The organism is Curtobacterium sp. MCSS17_016 (assembly GCF_003234255.2).
Classification (GTDB): Bacteria; Actinomycetota; Actinomycetes; order Actinomycetales; family Microbacteriaceae; genus Curtobacterium; species Curtobacterium flaccumfaciens.
The window spans coordinates 2363483-2380917 of the sequence record NZ_CP126254.1 but is presented as its reverse complement, the minus strand read 5'-3'; the positions used below and the strand labels follow the sequence as shown (position 1 = coordinate 2380917).

Here is a 17435-nt window from a genome sequence, read left to right as displayed (position 1 = left end):
AGAATGACGCCGTGGCCACCACCTTCCCGACCGCAGCCCGTTCCGCCCTCGGTTACGACGTCGACGAAGTCGAGCGTTTCCTCGAGGACGCCCGGCGCGCGTACTCCGCCGACGACAGCGCCCCCGGCATCGAGGCCGCGAAGATCCGCGCCACGGCGTTCTCGATGCGCAAGGGCGGTTACTCCACGTCGCACGTCGACGCCGCACTCGAGCGACTCGAGGACGCCTTCGCGGCCCGCGAGCGTGAGCGGGAGATGAGCGAGGTCGGCAAGAAGGCCTGGTACGCCGAGGCACGGACGAAGGCCTCCGACGTCGTGGCGCGGCTCGAGCGGCCCGACGGGCAGCGGTTCAGCCGGGTCAGCGTGCTCGGCACCGGCTACCACCCGAAGGACGTCGACGCGTTCGCCGCCCGACTGGCCGGGTACTTCCGCGAGGGCAAGCCGCTCAGCCTCACCGAGGTCCGCTCGATCGTCTTCCGCCCGAAGCACGGCGGGTACCGCGAGGCGCAGGTCGACGCCCTGCTCGACGCCGTCGTCGAAGTGATGCTCGCTGTCCGGTGACGACGCGCTGTCCCCAGGTGCTTCGCTTTCCGTGATCGTTCCGTTACCCTGGTCCTACTCATGGGCAGGCACACGGCAGACTCAAGCTCCGACCGCGATACCCGCGAGCACCTCAGCCTCCAGGCTTCGGGTGAGCGCCGCGCGGCAATGCAGCGAACCCGCACGACGGAGACGTCGGCGTTCGGGGTGAGCCCGCAGGCAGCGCCCGCGGCGACGGGTCCGGTCGCCACGCCGAAGTCGGTGGCGGCGAACCGCGTCTCCGACGAGCGTGTGGCGTCCTTCGCCCACGATGCTCTGGTCGACGCCGACCAGCGTCCCGCGAAGCAGCGCACCGCGACGGTGCAGCGCCGTGCGACGCCGAAGCTCGTCAAGCCCACCGCGTCGTCGGTGAACGCCGTCGCACGTAAGCGCGCGGTCGCCCCGATGATGTCCTTCGTCGGCGTGTTCCTGTTCGTCGGCGGCTCGCTGTTCAACCCGCTGCAGGCCGACGTGGCACAGGCCGCCGTCGACACCCCCGTGCTCGTGAAGACGCCGCCGGCGCCGCAGCAGTACACCGCGCACGGCACCTACGCCGTGGCCGCTGCCGACCGTGACGGCTACGACGTCACCGTCCCGGCCCCGAAGGTCGTCAAGCCCGTCGTCGAAGAGGACGAAGCCGACGCCGACGCCGAGACCACCGACGACAGCGCGGACGCCGCGGCCACCGAGACCCAGCCGGTCTCGGCCGCCAACACGCTCGCCGCCACCGCCGCGACGCCCGACCCGGGCAGCGCGCAGGCGATCGCCCTGCAGCAGGTCACGGCTCGTGGCTGGGGCACCGACCAGTACAACTGCCTGGTCTCGCTGTGGAACAAGGAGTCCGGCTGGCGGGTGAATGCCTACAACCCCAGCGGTGCGTACGGCATCCCGCAGGCTCTTCCCGGCAGCAAGATGGCCACGGCCGGCGCCGACTGGCAGACCAACCCGGCGACGCAGATCACCTGGGGTCTCAACTACATCGCCGGCGTCTACGGCACCCCCTGCGGTGCCTGGGGACACAGCCAGGCCAACAACTGGTACTGATCGGCTGCTCGGGTGCCGCGCAGCAACCGACCGCGGCGTCCCCGTGGTCGCGACGTCGAGCCTGACGAGGAGACCACCCTCGACCGGCTGATGAGCTCGTGGAAGCGCACCGAGGTCCGTCACGGTCGCGAGTACCAGGTGCAGCCGATCTCGGCCGCGTCGGCGCAGAAGGAGTACATCTGCCCGGGGTGCGGCGGAAGCGTCCTGCCCGGCACGGCCCACGTGGTGGTCTGGCGTGCGGACGGCGTGCTCGGCGATGCTGCCGACCTGGCGTCGCGCCGGCACTGGCACAACCACTGCTGGAGCATCGCATGACCGAGCACGACGTGCCGCACGACACCGAGATCCGGTCCGCCACCGTGCTGCCGGCCCGTCGCACCGATGTCGAGCTCGTCACGGACGACCACCTGACGCTCGTCGGTGAACTCGCCGAGCCGGCCGACACCCCGGCTCGCGGGACCATCGTCACGCTCCACCCCCTGCCGACCGCGCACGGGTTCATGGACTCGCACGTCCTCAAGAAGGCCGCGGCACGGTTGCCCGCCCTCGCCGACATCGCGGTGCTGCGGTTCAACTTCCGGTCCGTCACGTCTCCGCGCGGCACGTCCGAGGGTGTCTTCGGCGATGGTGTGTCCGAGGGCTTCGACCTGCGTGCCGCCGTCGCCGAGGTCGTCGACCGCGGCCTGCCGACCCCGTGGCTGGTGGGGTGGTCCTTCGGCACCGAGGTGATCCTCAAGCACGCGCTCGAGCACGTCGAGGCCGGCACGGTCGCCGGAGTCGTCCTGCTGTCACCGCCGCTGCACCGCACCTCGGACGAGGAGCTCGCCCGCTGGGCTGCCGTCGGGGTCCCGGTCGTGGCGCTCGTCCCCGAGCACGACGACTTCCTGCAGCCCGAGGCCGCGGTGGCACGGTTCGCGCTCGCCCCGAACGTCCGGGTCGTGCCCGTCGACGGTGCGAAGCACCTGTGGGTGGGGGAGCGGTACGTGCGGATCGTCCTCGACGCGATCGCCGACCTCGTCGTGCCGGGCAGCGCCCCGCTGCCGACCCACTGGCCCGTCTGAGCACGTCCGTACGACGCCCTGCGGCCCGCCACCTGCACCAGGTGGGACGGCCTGGAGGCGCGGGTCGCGCCTCCAGGCCGTGGACCGTCAGCGGTCGGTCGCGTCCACGTCGTCGTCAGCGTCCGCAGCGGACGCTGCGGCGGGTGCCGTGCCGAGCAGGCCCGTGGCGTTCGTGAGGACCCCGCGGAGGTTCTCGAGGTAGCCCGCGACGGCTTCGCGTTCGGTGCGGATCGCCGCCAGGCGGTCCTCGGCCTCGGCGATGACGCCGGCGGTGCGCTCCTCGGCGTCGGCGACCATCCGGTGCACCCGGTCCTGCGCGTCGGCGACGATGGTGCGGGCGTGCTCCTGGGCCTCGGCCGTGCTGGTGCGCTCGAGGTCGTCGGCCTCCTGCTGCAGGCGTTCCGCGCGTTCGCGGGCCTCGGTCGCGCGGCGCGTGGCCTCGGCGAGCTGCAGGTTGGCCTCGTCCAGGTACTTCTGCGTCTCGGTGACCGTCTCGTGGTGCTTCCGCAGGTAGTCCTGCTCGGCGTCGTCGCGGCGGGAGGCGAGTTCCGACTCGAGCGTCGTGCGGGCCTCGTCGCGCTCCCGGGCGATCTCGGCACGGACCTCGTCGCGCTCCTTGACCAGGGCGGCGCGTGCGGTGTCGATCTCCTGCCGCAGGGCGGTGCGCTCGGCCTCGAGCACCCCGAGCTCGGCGGTGCGGCGGTCGGCGATCTCGGTGTCGACCTCGGCGTGCTCGCGCTCGCGTCGGGCGGCGATGGCGTTCTCGTGCTCCCGGACGGCGCGCTCGACTGCCGCATCGGCCTCGGCGCGCTCCTGCGCGATCCGGGCGTCGTGCTCCTCGAGCTCACGGGCGATCCGGTCGGCGGTCTCCTGCACCAGGCGCGCGTTCTCGACGCGGGTCTGCTCCTCGTCGACGCGGAGCTGCGCCTGGGCCGCCTCGATCTCCTGCTCGAGTGCGGTGCGGGCTGCTGCCAGTTCGCGGTCCCACTGGGCGCGGGCGGCGGCGAGTTCCTCGTCGAGTTCGCGGCGGCGGTCGGCGACCTCGGTGTCGAGCTCGGCGCGGCGGCGGGTGACCTCGGACTCGAGTTCGGCGCGACCGGTCTCGAGTGCCAGCGCGTGTGCCTGCTGCTCCTCGTCACGCTCGCGGTGCCAGGCGGCGCGGCCCTCGGTGACCTCGCGCTCGAGGGCCTCGCGCCGGGTCGTCTCCTCGCGGTCGAGGTCCTCGGTGCGGCGGGCGTGGTCGGCCTCGAAGACCGAACGGCGGTGCTCGGTCTCGCGGTCGAGCTCGGCGGCAGCGGTGCGGGCGTCGGCGGACTCGCGCTGGGCGATCTCGCGCAGCTCGGCGACCTCGTGCTCGACCTGAGCGCGCAGTGCGTTCGTCTCGCGGATGGCGACGGAACGGACCTCGGCGGCCTCGGTCACGGCTGCCCCGCGGATCGCGGCGGCTTCGTTGCGGGCGTCCTGCGTGAGCAGACCGGCCTCGGCCCGGGCACGTTCGACGGTGTCGGCTGCCTCGGCGCGGGCGCGGGTCAGTTCGTTGGTGGCGCGGGTGCGGGCGTCCTCGAGGGTGTCGCGCGCTTCCTCCTGGGCCTCGCGGACGGTGCGCTCGGCTTCGGAACGGCTCGAGGCACGGAGGCGCTGGGCGTCGATGTCCGCCTGGCTGATGAGGCGGGTCGACTGCTCCTCGGCCACACGCAGGGTGGACTCGAGGCGGGTGCCCAGTCCGCTGTACGTGGGGGTGCCGGCTTCGTCGAGCTCGCCCTGCAGTTCGGAGACCCGGGCCTGCAGGAGACGGATCTCCTTCGCGGCGTCGGCGCGGTCGTTGTTCGACTTGATGAGCTCGCGGCGCAGGTCGTTCAGCGAACGCTCCACCTCGTCGCGGCGGTACCCCCGCAGCTCGGTCCCGAACTCGGCCTCGTCGTTCGCCACGTGTCGCTCCTGGGTGCTCGGCGGAGGGCCCGGATCGGCCCGCGGTCGATTGTAGTGGCGGCCGGAGCGGGTCGTCTGAGTCCGGCGACAGCGCGGATTGATGCGCTGTCCAGCGTTGCTCGCTATCCTGAGTCGCTGATTCGCGCGCCGACATCCCCACCCCGGCGCGGTAGGGAGAGAGTTCGTGCGATTCGTCCTGGCGATCGTCAGTTTCGTCATCGGTCTGCTGCTCGTGGCGCTGGCGGTGGGACAGCGGACCGTGTTCGCGCCGCCGTCCTCGCTCGTGGCCGAGAGCTCGACGACCAGTTCCGCCCCGGTGACCGTGATCCCGGGGACGACGCTCAACGCCAACCCCGGCTACCAGCGCATCAACGTGTCCGGCTCCGGCAAGGTCTTCGCGGCCTACGGCAAGACCGCCGACGTCGACGCCTGGATCGGTGACGCCGAGCACACCACGCTCCGCTTCGACGCCGAGAAGGGGTCGCTGGTCGGGTCGACCTCGGGCAGCGAGACCAGCGTCCCCTCGCCGAAGGGCAGTGACCTCTGGTACCAGGAGTACGACGGTGCCGGGCAGTTCACCGTCCGCCTGCCGCAGGACGTCTCGGTCCTCGTCGTGAGCGACGGCAAGGCCGCAGCACCGAGCGACGTGTCCGTCACCTGGCCGCAGGACACCGCGACGCCGGCGGTCGGTCCGCTGCTCGTGGCCGGCGGCGTGTTCGTCCTCGGAGGTCTCGTGTTGCTCGTCCTCGCCTTCCTGCACCAGCGCCGTGGCCGCGGTCCCCGCCGTCGCAATGGTGGCAGCCGCCCGCCGCGGGTGCGTGCGTCCCGTCGAGCCGCCGCCGCCGGAGCGCAGGTGCCGCGCCGCGGTCGTCGCGGCACGCGCGCGCTCATCGGCGTCCCGGTGCTGCTCGTCGGCGCCCTGACCCTGGCCGGCTGTTCCTCGGACTACTGGCCGCAGGGCGGCGACCCGTCGCTCGCCACGCCGACCCCGACGGCCACCGCCACGGGGGCTGCGGAGACGACCGAGCCGACGGCTGCGACCAAGCAGCAGATCACCCGCATCGTGCAGCGCACCGCCGCCGTCGCCGAGCAGGCCGACGGGGCGCGCGACCGCGACCTGGTCCGGACCCGGTTCTCCGGAGCGGCGCTCGACCTCCGTCTGGCGAACTACTCGATCCGCGGCAAGGACTCGGACGTCAAGGCACCGCCGGCGATCTCGGCCGCGCAGGTGTGCGTCGCGCTGCCGCAGCAGACCGACACCTGGCCCCGAACGGTCTTCACGATCGTCGCCGAGGACTGTGACGCCAAGTCCGCGCCGCAGGCCCTGACCCTGGTGCAGGACACCGCCCGCGATCCCTACAAGGTGGCGTACGACGTCTCGCTCGAGGCCGACGCGAAGATCCCGAGCCTCGCCCCGACGACGATCGGTGCCGCACTGCTCGCGCCGGAGTCGAAGCTCCTGACGATCCAGCCCGACCAGGTCGCGACCGCCTACGGCGACATCCTGTCGAAGGACACCGCCAGCGAGTACGCCGACCTGTTCGCGACCGAGGGCGATGCGCTCCGCACCACCATCGGCAAGGCGTACAAGGACAAGAAGGCCAAGGCCCTGCCGGACACGGCGAAGATCGAGTACTCGTCCGAGGTGCCCGCCGACTCCGCCGTCGCGATCGCGACCGACGACGCCGGCGCCCTGGTCTCCGCGGACCTGGACGAGATCGAGAAGGTGACCCCGACCGCCTCGGGTGCCGAGGTGAACACCGAGGGTGCCGTCAAGGCACTGTCCGGCGTGGACACGAGCAAGAAGGGCATCAGCGCGACCTACAGCGTCCAGCTGCTCTTCTACGTGCCGCCGGTCGCCTCGGATGGCAAAGTGGTCCTGCTCGGGTTCACACAGGGCCTGACCGCAGCGAGTGAGGTGCAATGAGCAACATCCCCCCGACCCCGTCCGGGCTCCGCGGAGCCGTGGACCTGTCGTCCCTCGTCGACCGTGCACAGCGGCCGCCCCAGCCGTCCGGTGCTCCGGCCCCGGCGGGTTCCACCGGCGGAGCCGTTCCCGGCGCCGAGGTCGGCGCCGTGAACGGTGCCGACCTGACCGTCCCGTCGCTCGTGATCGACGTCACCGACGCGACCTTCCAGGACGTCCTGGAGCTGTCGAACGTCGTCCCGGTCATCGTGGACATCTGGGCCGAGTGGTGCGGGCCGTGCAAGCAGCTCTCGCCGATCCTCGAGCAGCTCACCGCGGAGTACGACGGCCGCGTGGTGCTCGCCAAGGTGGACGCCGACACGAACCCGCAGCTCGTGCAGGCGTTCCAGGCGCAGTCGATCCCGACCGTGGCCGCCGTCATCGGCGGACGCCCGCTCGGGCTCTTCGTCGGGGCACTGCCCGAGGCGCAGGTCCGCGACGTCTACGAGCAGGTGCTCCAGGCCGCCGAGCAGAACGGCGTGGCCGGTCGCGTGACCGTCGCCGGCGCTGCGACCGAGGTCGACGCTGAGCAGGGCGAACCGGAGCCGGAGCCGCTCCCGCCGCACCACCAGGCCGCGTACGACGCGATCGAGCAGGGCGACTACGCCACCGCGATCGAGGAGTACAAGACCGCGATCCTGCAGGACCCGCACGACCAGATGGCCGTGGCCGGGCTCGCACAGGTGTCGCTGCTCGACCGGCTGAACGGCCGGACGGCCGACGAGATCCGTGCGGCAGCAGCAGCGGGCCCCCAGGACGTCCAGGCGCAGCTCGCGGTCGCCGACCTCGACATCTCCGGTGGGCACGTCGACGACGCCTTCGGGCGACTGCTCGACCTGGTGCCGACGGTGTTCGGCGACGACCGTGAGGCCCTGCGCGTCCGGCTCGTCGAGTACTTCGAGCTCATCGGCAGCGAGGACCCGCGCGTCGTCGCGGCGCGTCGCCGCCTGGCGAACGCGCTGTACTAGACCCGCGGGGTCCGGACGGCGAAGAAGACGCCGTCGTCACACCGAGACGCCGCCGAATCCGGCGGCGTCTCGGCGTCTCGGGGGCGTCTCGAGGACACGACGGCGTCCCGAGCACAACCGCTCGCCCGGGACGAGACAGACGGGAGGCCCGGTGCCAGCTGGCACCGGGCCTCCCGTCTGTCTGTCGGTCGCGTCGCGGACGCTGGCCGGGCTACTGGGCCAGCTTCAGCCAGACGGCACCGAGCGGCGGCACCACGAGGTGCGCCGAGGCGGGGCGGCCCGCCCACGGGGTGTCCTCTGCGGTGACGACGCCGAGGTTGCCGACTCCGGAGCCGCCGTACTCGGCAGCATCGGTGTTGAGCACCTCGTGCCACTCGCCGGCGGTCGGCAGCCCGAAGCGACGCTCCACCGGCACGCCGGAGAAGTTCACGAACACTGCGACCCGGTCGTCGCCGTCCTTCCGCAGGAACCCGAGGGTCGAGTGCGCTGCGTCGCCACCCTCGAGCCACTCGAAGCCGTCGGCCGTCGAGTCGTGCGTCCAGAGCGCAGGGGAGTCCTTGTACACGCGGTTGAGCTCCGCGACGAGGTCCTGCACACCGCGGTGGCCGGGCTGGTCGAGGAGCCACCAGTCGAGGCCCTTCGCCTCGGACCACTCGGCGGGCTGCGCGAACTCCTGGCCCATGAAGAGCAGCTGCTTGCCGGGGTGCGCCCACATGAACGCCAGGTACGCACGCACGTTGGCGAGCTTCTGCCACTCGTCGCCGGGCATCTTGCCGTACAGGGAGCCCTTGCCGTGCACGACCTCGTCGTGGCTGATCGGCAGGGTGAACTGCTCGCTGAACGCGTAGACGAACGAGAACGTGATCTCGTCGTGGTGGTAGCTGCGGTACGCGGGGTCGCGCTGCACGTACTCGAGCGAGTCGTGCATCCACCCCATGTTCCACTTCTGCCCGAAGCCGAGTCCGCCAGCGCTCGTCGGCTGGGTCACGCCCGGCCACGAGGTGCTCTCCTCAGCGATCATCACGATGCCGGGGTAGCGCTTGTACGCCGTCGCGTTCGTCTCCTGCAGGAACGAGATCGCGTCGAGGTTCTCGCGGCCGCCGTGGATGTTCGGCAGCCAGTCGGTGCGGGAGTAGTCGAGGTACAGCATCGAAGCCACCGCGTCGACCCGCAGGCCGTCGATGTGGAACTCCTCGAACCAGTACAGCGCGTTCGCGACCAGGAAGTTGCGCACCTGCGGCTGCCCGAAGTCGAACACGTAGGTGCCCCAGTCGAGCTGCTCGCCGCGGCGGGGGTCCGGGTGCTCGAACAGCGCGTAGCCGTCGAAGCGGCCGAGGGCCCACTCGTCCTTCGGGAAGTGCCCGGGGACCCAGTCCATGATCACGCCGATGCCGGCGGAGTGCAGGCGGTCGATCAGGTAGCGCAGGTCGTCCGGCGAACCGAAGCGTGCGGTCGGCGCGTAGTACCCGGTGACCTGGTAGCCCCACGAGCCGCCGAACGGGTGCTCGGCGAGCGGCAGGAACTCCACGTGGGTGAAGCCGGTGTACTCCATGTGCCCGATGAGCTGGTCGGCGACCTCGCGGTACGACAGGCCGGGGCGCCACGAGCCGAGGTGCACCTCGTAGACGCTCATCGGGGCGTCGTGCGTGGTGGTCTGTGCGCGGCGCTCCATCCACGCGGCGTCGCCCTCGGACCACGTGTACGTGGACTCGGTGACGACGGAGGCCGTCGCGGGCGCGATCTCGGCCTCGCGGGCGAACGGGTCGGCCCGCTCCACCCAGCCGGAGTCGGTGAGGATCTGGAACTTGTAGCGCTGCCCGACGACGGCGCCGGGCCAGAACAGCTCCCAGACGCCGAGGTCGCTCAGACGGCGCATCGCGGTGGTGCGGCCTTCCCAGCCCTCGAAGTCGCCGATCACGCGGACGGCGGTGGCCCGGGGTGCCCAGACGGCGAACGCGACACCGTCGACACCGTCGACCGTGCGGGCGTGTGCGCCGAGGTGGTGCCAGAGCTGCTCGTCACGGCCCTCGCCGAACAGGTGCAGGTCGAGCTCGCCGAGCGTCGGGGCGAACCGGTATGCGTCGTCGGTGGTCCAGGTGGCGTCGTCCTCGTCCGTGGACTCGTCGTAGTCGTACTCCGACTCGACGCGGTAGCGACCGAGGTTCTCGGCAGTGGCACCGGCCCAGAGCCCGTCGCCCTCGTGCGTGAGTTCGATGTCGTCGCCGTCGGGGCGCACGAGGCGCACCGCGCGGGCCAGGTGCCGGACGACGCGGACGCTGGTGCCGCCGTCGACCGGGTGCGGGCCGAGCACGTCGTGCGGCTGGGACCAGCGGCCCTCGGCCACCTGCAGACGCAGCCAGTCCTCGATCGGAGCCGGCCGCGGATCCGTGGCCGCACCGGTGGCGGCCGGAGCCGAGGCAGCAGTCGGCGCCGGAGCAGCGGCGCTGGGGGCGACGGGCGCGTCGACGGAGGCCGGGCGGACCACGGGCGCAGCGCCGCCGGTCGGGGCCGTCGGGGCGTCCGACGATGCCGCGGCAGCCACGGACGGCTGCCGCGGGTGCGTCGGGTCGGCGGGGTGCCCGGCGAGCGTGGCGGACTCCGCCACGCCGCGGTCGGGCGCCTCGCGCTGCGCCGGCGGAGCGCCGGGCAGGTCCTCGTCGGGCGCGGACACCTTCGGCTCGTACCGCGGCACGGCCGGCGGCGGAGGCGGCACCGGCGGGACGGCCGGTCCGCGCTTCGTGGGGTCGGTCGGTTCGGGGGTCATCGGTGGGGTCCTTCCACGACGAGCAGGTGCACGGGCTCCTGGAACGCGTCCAGGCGGACGTAGTTCGACGCGCCCCAGGTCCAGCGCTGACCGGTCACGACGTCACGGACGTCGAACAGGCCCTCGGTCGGCAGACCGAGTGCGGCGAGGTCCAGGTGCACGGTGGTCTCACGGGCGGAGTGCGGGTCGACGTTGGCGACCACGATCACGGTGTCGGGGCGCCCTGACCGGATGTAGTCGCCCGACAGGTGCTTCGAGTAGACGACGATCGCCGGGTCGTCGGCGGCGTGCACCTGCAGGTTCCGCAGCTGTCGCAGCGCGGGGTGCGCCGCCCGGAGGCGGTTGAGCATCGTCACGTACGGCGCGAGCGACGCACCCTCGGCCTCGGCCAGGGCGAAGTCGCGCGGCTTGTACTCGTACTTCTCGTTGTCGATGTTCTCTTCCGAGCCCGGACGGGCGACGTCCTCGAACAGCTCGTACCCGGCGTACATGCCCCACGTCGGCGCACCGGTGGCGGCGAGTGCCGCGCGCACCTTGTAGCCGGCACGGCCGCCGAACTGCAGGTACTCGGTGAGGATGTCGGGCGTGTTGACGAAGAGGTTCGGACGCAGGTAGTCGCTCGTCTCGTGCGAGAGCTCCGTGAAGTAGTCCTCGATCTCGTCCTTCGTGTTGCGCCAGGTGAAGTACGAGTACGACTGCTGGAACCCGGCCTCGGCGAGCGCGCGCATCATCGCCGGGCGCGTGAACGCCTCGGCGAGGAACACGGTGTCGGGGTGCTCGTCGCGGATCTCACGGATGACGCGTTCCCAGAACCAGAGCGGCTTCGTGTGCGGGTTGTCGACGCGGAAGATGCGGATGCCGAAGGCGATCCAGTGCCGCAGGACACGCTCGACCTCGGTGACCAGGCCCTCGGGGTCGGTGTCGAACTGGATCGGGTAGATGTCCTGGTAGCGCTTCGGCGGGTTCTCGGCGGTCGCGATGGAGCCATCGGCACGCTGCGTGAACCACTCCGGGTGCTGGGTGACCCAGGGGTGGTCGGGGGAGCACTGCAGCGCGAAGTCGAGCGCGACCTCCATGCCGGTGTTCTTCGCCGTCTCGACGAAGTCGCGGAAGTCGTCCTCGGTGCCGAGGTCGGGGTGGATCGCGTCGTGCCCGCCCTCGGGGGAGCCGATCGCCCAGGGGCTGCCGGGGTCGTTCGGCCCGGGCGTGAGCGTGTTGTTCGGCCCCTTGCGGGCGGTGGTGCCGATGGGGTGGATCGGCGGCAGGTAGATGACGTCGAAGCCCATCCGGGCGACGGCGGGCAGCCGGCGGGCCGCGGTGCGGAAGTCGCCGCTCTTCCAGGAGCCGTCCGGGTTCTTCTTCGCGCCTTCGGAGCGGGGGAAGAACTCGTACCAGGCGCCGACGCCGGCGCGGGTGCGTTCGACGTCGAGCAGCTGGGTGGCGGAGTGGGTCCGAAGCGAGGTGAGCGGGGCTTCCTCGACCTCGGCGACGATCCGCGGGTCGTCGACGGCGGCCAGGCGCTCGGCCGGGTCGAGGTCGGTGTCGCGGACGCGTGCGGCGGCACGGGTGGCGGCGGGGGAGTCGGTCTCCTCGGCCAGCCGGTCGAGCAGCACGGCACCGTCGAGCAGGGTCGCCTCGGTGTCGACGCCGGCCGCGATCTTCAGGCGTGCGCCGTGCAGCCAGCTCGCCCAGTCGTCGGAGTACGACTCGACGTGCCAGGTCCAGACGCCGACGTGGTCGACCTGCACGGTGGCTTCGTAGCGGTCGGTGCCGGGGGCACCGAGGGTCATGGGGACGGTGCGGGTTCCACCGTCTGGGCGTTCGAGGACGAGGTCGGCGCCGATGATGCCGTGTCCTTCTCGGAAGACGGTTGCACCGAACGTGATCACCTCGCCGTCGAATGCCTTGCCGGGGAAGCCGTTCGGCGTCCTCGGGGCGAGCTCGGTGATCGGGATGCGCCCGATCTTCGGGCGGCGGGGTCGGTCTGCGGTGGCCACGGAAGCGACGCTACCCGGCGAGCGGCTCCGCGTTCCCCGGAATCGGCCCGCTGTGGAGGGCCGGGCGCGCCGTGGAGCCTGTTGAGGACCGGACGGGAGGCCCGCGGCGGGGCCGCCACGGGCCTCCCGTCCGCCACCCGGTCACGACGCCGGGCCGCACCCGCCTGCTCGGCGCTACGCCACCTCGAACAGGTGGATGCCGGGGCCGTAGGCGGTGAAGACCTGCCCGGCGGGACGGAGGCGCTCGTGGTCGCGGTGCTTCTCGCTCGACCAGGCCAGGCGGTACCCGAGGACGTCCTCGCGCACCGGCAGGGTCAGGTCGCGGGTGCGGCCGCTGCCGTGCACGACCACCAGTACGCGGTCGAAGGGCTCGTGCTCCGGCGTCGACTCGACGAAGTACTGCAGGGCGCGGTGCACGGGCTGGTCCCAGCCCTCGATCGTCATCGGGTGCCCGTCCGGCCCGTACCAGGACATCCGCGAGGCCCCGGGGGTCTCCTGCCCCTCGACGCCGAAGCGGGTGGGGCGGAGCGACGGGTGCGCCTGCCGGAACCGGGCCAGCGCGGCGACGGCCTCGGTCATCGTCTCGGCGTCCTCGTCGTCGGACCAGTCCACCGGGGTCAGGTCGTCGGACACCACGTAGGCGTTGTTGTTGCCGTGCTGCGTGCGGCTTCGCTCGTCGCCGGCGGTGAGCATCGGCACCCCGGCGGAGAGCATCAGGGTCGCCACCAGGTTGCGCATCGACCGGCCGCGCGCGGCGCGGACCCCGCGGTCGGCGGTGTCACCCTCGATGCCGTGGTTGAACGAGCGGTTGTCGTTCGAGCCGTCGCGGTTGTCCTCGCCGTTGGCCTCGTTGTGCTTGCCGTCGTACGACACCAGGTCGAGCAGGGTGAAGCCGTCGTGCGCGGTGACGAAGTTGACGCTCGCCAGCGGGCCGCGATCGGCGCCGAAGACGTGACGCGACCCGGTCAGGGCTCCGGCGAGCGCACCGATCCCGGTCTGCGGCAGGCCGGTGCGGCGCTCCTCGGCGATGTCGGTGAGCCAGAACTGGCGGACCGTGTTGCGGAACCCGTCGTTCCACTCGCTCGTGCGGTGCCCGGCCGCGCCGAACTCCCCGGTCTTCCAGCCGTCCGGGCCGACGTCCCACGGCTCGGCGATCACCAGGGTGTCCTGCAGGTCGGGGTGGTTCCGGATGCGCTCGAGCAGCGGGTGCGACGGGTCGAACCGGTGCTCGCCGTCGCGGGCCAGGGCGGCCATCAGGTCGAAGCGGAACCCGTCGACCTGCACCTCGCGCGCCCAGTACACCAGGCTGTCGACGATGAGGTCCGCCGTCGCCTCGACCGAGGTGTCGAGCGTGTTCCCGCACCCGGTGGTGTCGTAGTAGGTGTCCCGACGCGGTGGGTCGGTCTGCGCCCAGCGGTAGCGGTTCGCACCGTCGATGCCACGCAGGCTCGTCGTCGGACCACCCAGGCCCTCTTCCGCGGTGTGGTTGTAGACGACGTCGAGGACGACCTGGATGCCGGCCTCGTGCAGCAGCCGGACCATGCCCTTGAACTCGCGCAGGACGGCGTCGGCGCCCTCCTGCTGCGCCGGTGCCGAGGCGTGCGCGGCGTGCGGGGCGAAGAACCCGAGTGTGTTGTAGCCCCAGGCGTTCTGCCGGCCGGCGTCGCGGAGCCACCGCTCGGTGTCGAACGCCTGCACGGGCAGCAGCTCGAGCGTGGTGACGCCGATGCGGTGCAGGTGCGCGATCGTGCTCTCGTGGGCGACCCCGGCGTACGTGCCGCGCAGGTGCTCCGGCAGGTGCGGGTTCGCGGCCGTCAGGGTGCGGACGTTCGCCTCGTAGACGACGGCACGGTCGAGCGGGACCTGCGGCTTCACGACGCCGCCCCAGTCGAACGCGTCGTCGACGACCACGCTGGTCCAGCGGGGGCCGGACGCCTCGTCGTCGCCGGTCGGCAGGATGCCCCGCGCGTACGGGTCGAGCAGCGGACGCGTCGGGTCGAACTCGTGCCGCGGCCCGACCGGCCCGTCCACGAGCAGGTGGTAGCGGTCGCCGGGCACGACCCCGGGGACCTCGCCGGTCCACACGTCCGTGTCCGGCACGCGCTCGAGCGGGTAGCGCGTCGGCCGCACGTCGGAGGGGTCGGCTCCGTCGGCGCTCCCCGCGCTCGCCACGACCAGGACGACGTCCGTCGCCGTCGCGGACCGCAGGGTGAACCGGGGGACGGTCCCGCCCAGGGAGAACCCCGGCGTCAGGTCGATCGCTGTCTCGTGCACGCGACAAGGGTACGAGGACCGGCGCGTATCCTGGACACTGCTCGATCCAGGGGGTGCATTTGTCGGTCTACCTCGACCACGCCGCGACGACGCCGATCCTGCCGGAGGCGCTCGCCGCCTTCACCGATGCCCTGGGCACCGTCGGCAACCCGTCGTCCATCCACAGCGCCGGTCAGCGCGCCAAGATGCTGCTCGAGGACGGCCGCGCCGCCGTCGCCCGCTCGCTCGACGCCGACCCGGTGGAGGTCGTGTTCACCTCCGGCGGCACCGAGAGCATCAACCTCGCCGTGAAGGGCCTGTTCTGGGCTCGCCAGCGCGACCGCCAGCGGCCCCGCATCGTCGTCCCGGGCGGCGAGCACCACGCCACCGTCGACACCCTGACCTGGCTGGAGACGCACGAGGGCGCCGTCATCGACGTGGTCCCGTTGGACGCGCAGGGTCGCGTCGACCTCGCCGGACTGGAGGCGCGGCTCGCCGACGCCTCGGACGTCGCCCTGGTCACGTTCCTGTGGGCGAACAACGAGGTGGGCACCATCCAGCCCGTGTCACGGATCGTCGAGCTCGCGCACGCCGCAGGCGTGCCGGTGCACAGCGACGCGGTCGCCGCCTACGGGCAGGTGCCGGTGTCGTTCGCCGGGTCCGGCCTCGACGCCCTCAGCGTCTCCGCGCACAAGATCGGCGGGCCCGTCGGCATCGGTGCACTCGTGCTCGGACGGAAGGCCACCGTCGAACCCCTCATCCACGGCGGGGGGCAGCAGCGGCAGGTGCGGAGCGGCACGCAGGACGCCCCGGCGGCTGCGGCCTTCGGCGTCGCGGCCAGCGCGGTCGTCGCCGAGCCGATGCCGCACCCGTCGCTCGTCGCCCTGCGGGACCGCCTGGTCGCCGGGGTCCGTGCGGCCGTGCCGTCTGCGGTGCTGATGGGGGACCCGGTCGACCGGCTGCCGGGCAACGCCCACTTCACGTTCCCCGGGTGCGAGGGCGATTCGCTCCTGTTCCTGCTCGACGCCGCCGGGGTCGCGGTGTCGACCGGGTCGGCGTGCCAGGCCGGCGTGCCCGAGGCGTCGCACGTGCTGCTCGCGATGGGACTGTCGGAGCAGGACGCCCGTGGTGCGCTCCGGATCACGCTCGGCCACACGACGACCGATGCCGACGTCGACGCGTTCCTGACGGCGCTGCCCGATGCGGTCGCTCGGGCCGGTGCAGCTGGGATGGCGTCGCGGGAGCCGCTGCTCGGGCGGTAGTGGTTGACTCCGGGCATGCTTCGATCGTCCGCCGAGTGGGTCGTCTTCGCCCTGCTCGGCATCGTGTTCTTCGGGGTCTCGGTCGCGCTGTTCACCCACCCGGGATCCCGGCCCTTCGGGTTCGTCACCTTCATCTGCGCGGTCGTCGTCCTGGTCAGTGCTTGGGTGGGACACCGGCGATCTCGGCTGCGACGCTGACGCCGGTCCCCTTCCAGGGCATACTGCTGCTCGTGGTGCCGAGGCCGGACGACGTACACGACGCAGGGGACGTCCGCCGTCCAGCGCGAGTCCGACCGCCGCGGGACGACAACTTGTACCGCTCGACCGAGTGGGACGACGAGATCGCTGCGGCGTTCGAAGCGAAGCTCGCACGTGCGAGATCGTCCAGGCTCGAGTACATCCGCATCCAGGGGGTGACCCTCGCCCTGCAGGGCGCCGCAGACGAGGGCGTCCGCGAGGTCGGTCGGGGGCTGCTCGTCCGGTTCATGGCGGAGATCGAGGCCGTCGGCGGGTCGCAGGCGCGCGTGAACGACGGCGGGGAGGTGCTCGCGATGTCGCTGGCGTTGTCGGGACGTCTGCGTGACGCCGCTGACGAGTACTGGAGCGTCCTCCGGCGCATCGCCGAGTGCAGCTCCGACTCGTTCACCACCGGCATGTCGGAGGTCCTCCTGGCCGAGGTGCTCCTGCAGCTCGGCGATCCCTCGTCGCTCGCCGAGGCGGACGCACTGCTCGCCGGCGCCGAGGACTCGATCCGGAGGACGGCGTTCTTCCGCGACCGCGTCGTCCGGTACCTGACTGCGCGCGCCCGCGTCGCGAGCCGGCTCGGAGACCCGGAATCGGCATCCGGGCACGCCCACGCCGCACTGACCGTGCTCGGGATCGAGGGCAACCCGTTCCCTCGGCACCCGGGTGTCGGGGTGCCGACCGTTGATGCGGACCTGCGTGTGGAGCTGACGCGATTGGCAGAAGGGCTTCGGCCCGTGGCGGTTCGGCGACGGTCGTTCCGGTTTCCGTTCCGCAAGGGACGACCGTGACGGCGTGCATCCCGGAACCTCGAACGCCGCACACCCGGGGGACGGCCACCACGATCGACGTCGAGGGTGGCCCCGGTTGGCGAATCCGGTCCGCCGATCTCCGTCCGGTGATCACCGACCTCGCTGCGTTCCGCGCAGGATCGGCCGACGACCCACTCCGTGAGGAGATCGAGTTGCTGTGGACCGGCAAGGCGGGCGATGCGCTTCGTCGTCTCGAACGGGTCGCCTCGACGCAGCGTGTCCGAGCACTGCGGGCCGACTGCCACCGTGACCTCGGCGACACCCGCACCGCTGTGCGCGAGTACGACCTCCTCGTCGCCGAGTGCATCGGTACGACTCGCGAGGCCACGATGCGGCAACACCGGGGCAAGGCGCTCCTCGCAGCCGGGAGCGTCGACCGTGCCGTCGAGGACTTCACACTCGCCGTCGCGCTCAGACGGGCCAGTGATCCGGTGCTCCTCGCGTCGGCTGAGCAGGCACTGGCGGTTGCGCGGTCTCGAGCAGGTGACGGTACTTCGGACGTGCTCACCGGGAGCGGCGAGGTGGACGGACGTCCGCCAGTAGCCTGAGCTCGTGACC

At 72.1% G+C, this 17435-nt stretch carries 14 protein-coding genes; 10 read left to right on the top strand and 4 right to left on the bottom strand.

Annotation, left to right across the window (positions count from 1 at the left end):
- Positions 1-11: 11 nt before the first annotated feature.
- The 4 genes from DEJ19_RS11225 to DEJ19_RS11210 all read left to right on the top strand — a co-directional run bounded on the left by DEJ19_RS11225 (position 12) and on the right by DEJ19_RS11210 (position 2683).
- On the top strand, positions 12-560 hold the full coding sequence (locus DEJ19_RS11225) for a DivIVA domain-containing protein (RefSeq protein WP_071406375.1): 549 nt from the start codon (positions 12-14) through the stop codon (positions 558-560).
- 147 nt (positions 561-707) lie between these two features.
- On the top strand, positions 708-1622 hold the full coding sequence (locus DEJ19_RS11220; protein ID WP_258377382.1) for an aggregation-promoting factor C-terminal-like domain-containing protein: 915 nt from the start codon (positions 708-710) through the stop codon (positions 1620-1622).
- A 12-nt stretch (positions 1623-1634) separates the two neighbouring features.
- On the top strand, positions 1635-1937 hold the full coding sequence (locus DEJ19_RS11215) for an Rv1322 family protein (protein ID WP_110863985.1): 303 nt from the start codon (positions 1635-1637) through the stop codon (positions 1935-1937).
- On the top strand, positions 1934-2683 hold the full coding sequence (locus tag DEJ19_RS11210; RefSeq protein ID WP_111100672.1) for an alpha/beta hydrolase: 750 nt from the start codon (positions 1934-1936) through the stop codon (positions 2681-2683). The genes DEJ19_RS11215 and DEJ19_RS11210 overlap by 4 nt, the downstream gene beginning before the upstream one ends.
- Positions 2684-2770: 87 nt before the next feature.
- On the opposite strand, the gene DEJ19_RS11205 is transcribed toward DEJ19_RS11210, so the two are convergent.
- Positions 2771-4612, bottom strand: coding sequence for a coiled-coil domain-containing protein (locus DEJ19_RS11205; RefSeq protein ID WP_111233052.1), 1842 nt, complete (start codon positions 4610-4612; stop codon positions 2771-2773).
- Positions 4613-4796: 184 nt separating this feature from the next.
- On the opposite strand from DEJ19_RS11205, the gene DEJ19_RS11200 reads away from it, so the two are divergent.
- Together DEJ19_RS11200 and DEJ19_RS11195 are read left to right on the top strand one after the other, a co-directional pair.
- The gene (locus DEJ19_RS11200; RefSeq protein ID WP_111233051.1) at positions 4797-6539 is read left to right on the top strand and encodes a DUF8094 domain-containing protein; all 1743 of its coding nucleotides are present in this window, start codon (positions 4797-4799) and stop codon (positions 6537-6539) included.
- Entirely contained in the window at positions 6536-7546 is a 1011-nt protein-coding gene (locus DEJ19_RS11195; RefSeq protein WP_111233050.1) for a tetratricopeptide repeat protein, read from the top strand. The genes DEJ19_RS11200 and DEJ19_RS11195 overlap by 4 nt, the downstream gene beginning before the upstream one ends.
- Positions 7547-7757: 211 nt before the next feature.
- Here DEJ19_RS11195 and glgB read toward each other — a convergent pair whose 3' ends face one another.
- From glgB to DEJ19_RS11180, 3 genes are all read right to left on the bottom strand, one after another.
- On the bottom strand, positions 7758-10310 hold the full coding sequence (glgB, locus tag DEJ19_RS11190; protein WP_111233049.1) for a 1,4-alpha-glucan branching protein GlgB: 2553 nt from the start codon (positions 10308-10310) through the stop codon (positions 7758-7760).
- Positions 10307-12307, bottom strand: a complete 2001-nt coding sequence (locus tag DEJ19_RS11185) for an alpha-1,4-glucan--maltose-1-phosphate maltosyltransferase (RefSeq protein ID WP_181441508.1) — start codon at positions 12305-12307, stop codon at positions 10307-10309. Before DEJ19_RS11185 ends, glgB begins: the two co-directional genes overlap by 4 nt.
- Before the next feature lie 174 nt (positions 12308-12481).
- Entirely contained in the window at positions 12482-14581 is a 2100-nt protein-coding gene (locus DEJ19_RS11180; RefSeq protein ID WP_111233048.1) for a glycogen debranching protein, read from the bottom strand.
- 59 nt (positions 14582-14640) lie between these two features.
- Between DEJ19_RS11180 and DEJ19_RS11175 the strand changes: the two genes are divergently transcribed.
- The 4 genes from DEJ19_RS11175 to DEJ19_RS11160 all read left to right on the top strand — a co-directional run bounded on the left by DEJ19_RS11175 (position 14641) and on the right by DEJ19_RS11160 (position 17425).
- Positions 14641-15822, top strand: a complete 1182-nt coding sequence (locus tag DEJ19_RS11175) for a cysteine desulfurase family protein (RefSeq protein WP_111029170.1) — start codon at positions 14641-14643, stop codon at positions 15820-15822.
- A gap of 15 nt (positions 15823-15837) precedes the next feature.
- Positions 15838-16020 (top strand): hypothetical protein, encoded by a 183-nt coding sequence (locus DEJ19_RS11170; RefSeq protein WP_111233047.1) that lies wholly within the window; start codon positions 15838-15840, stop codon positions 16018-16020.
- 113 nt (positions 16021-16133) lie between these two features.
- Positions 16134-16856: a hypothetical protein gene (locus tag DEJ19_RS11165; protein WP_111233046.1), complete on the top strand. Its 723-nt coding sequence runs from the start codon at positions 16134-16136 to the stop codon at positions 16854-16856.
- Entirely contained in the window at positions 16853-17425 is a 573-nt protein-coding gene (locus tag DEJ19_RS11160) for a hypothetical protein (RefSeq protein WP_258377381.1), read from the top strand. The genes DEJ19_RS11165 and DEJ19_RS11160 overlap by 4 nt, the downstream gene beginning before the upstream one ends.
- Positions 17426-17435: the final 10 nt, after the last annotated feature.

Excerpts from the sequence above, each read along its gene's own strand:
- DEJ19_RS11220 (WP_258377382.1), top strand. The coding sequence starts at position 708 with ATGCAGCGAACCCGCACGACGGAGACGTCGGCGTTCGGGGTGAGCCCG.
- DEJ19_RS11210 (WP_111100672.1), top strand. The coding sequence starts at position 1,934 with ATGACCGAGCACGACGTGCCGCACGACACCGAGATCCGGTCCGCCACC.
- DEJ19_RS11195 (WP_111233050.1), top strand. The coding sequence starts at position 6,536 with ATGAGCAACATCCCCCCGACCCCGTCCGGGCTCCGCGGAGCCGTGGAC.
- glgB (WP_111233049.1), bottom strand. The coding sequence starts at position 10,310 with ATGACCCCCGAACCGACCGACCCCACGAAGCGCGGACCGGCCGTCCCG.
- DEJ19_RS11170 (WP_111233047.1), top strand. The coding sequence starts at position 15,838 with ATGCTTCGATCGTCCGCCGAGTGGGTCGTCTTCGCCCTGCTCGGCATC.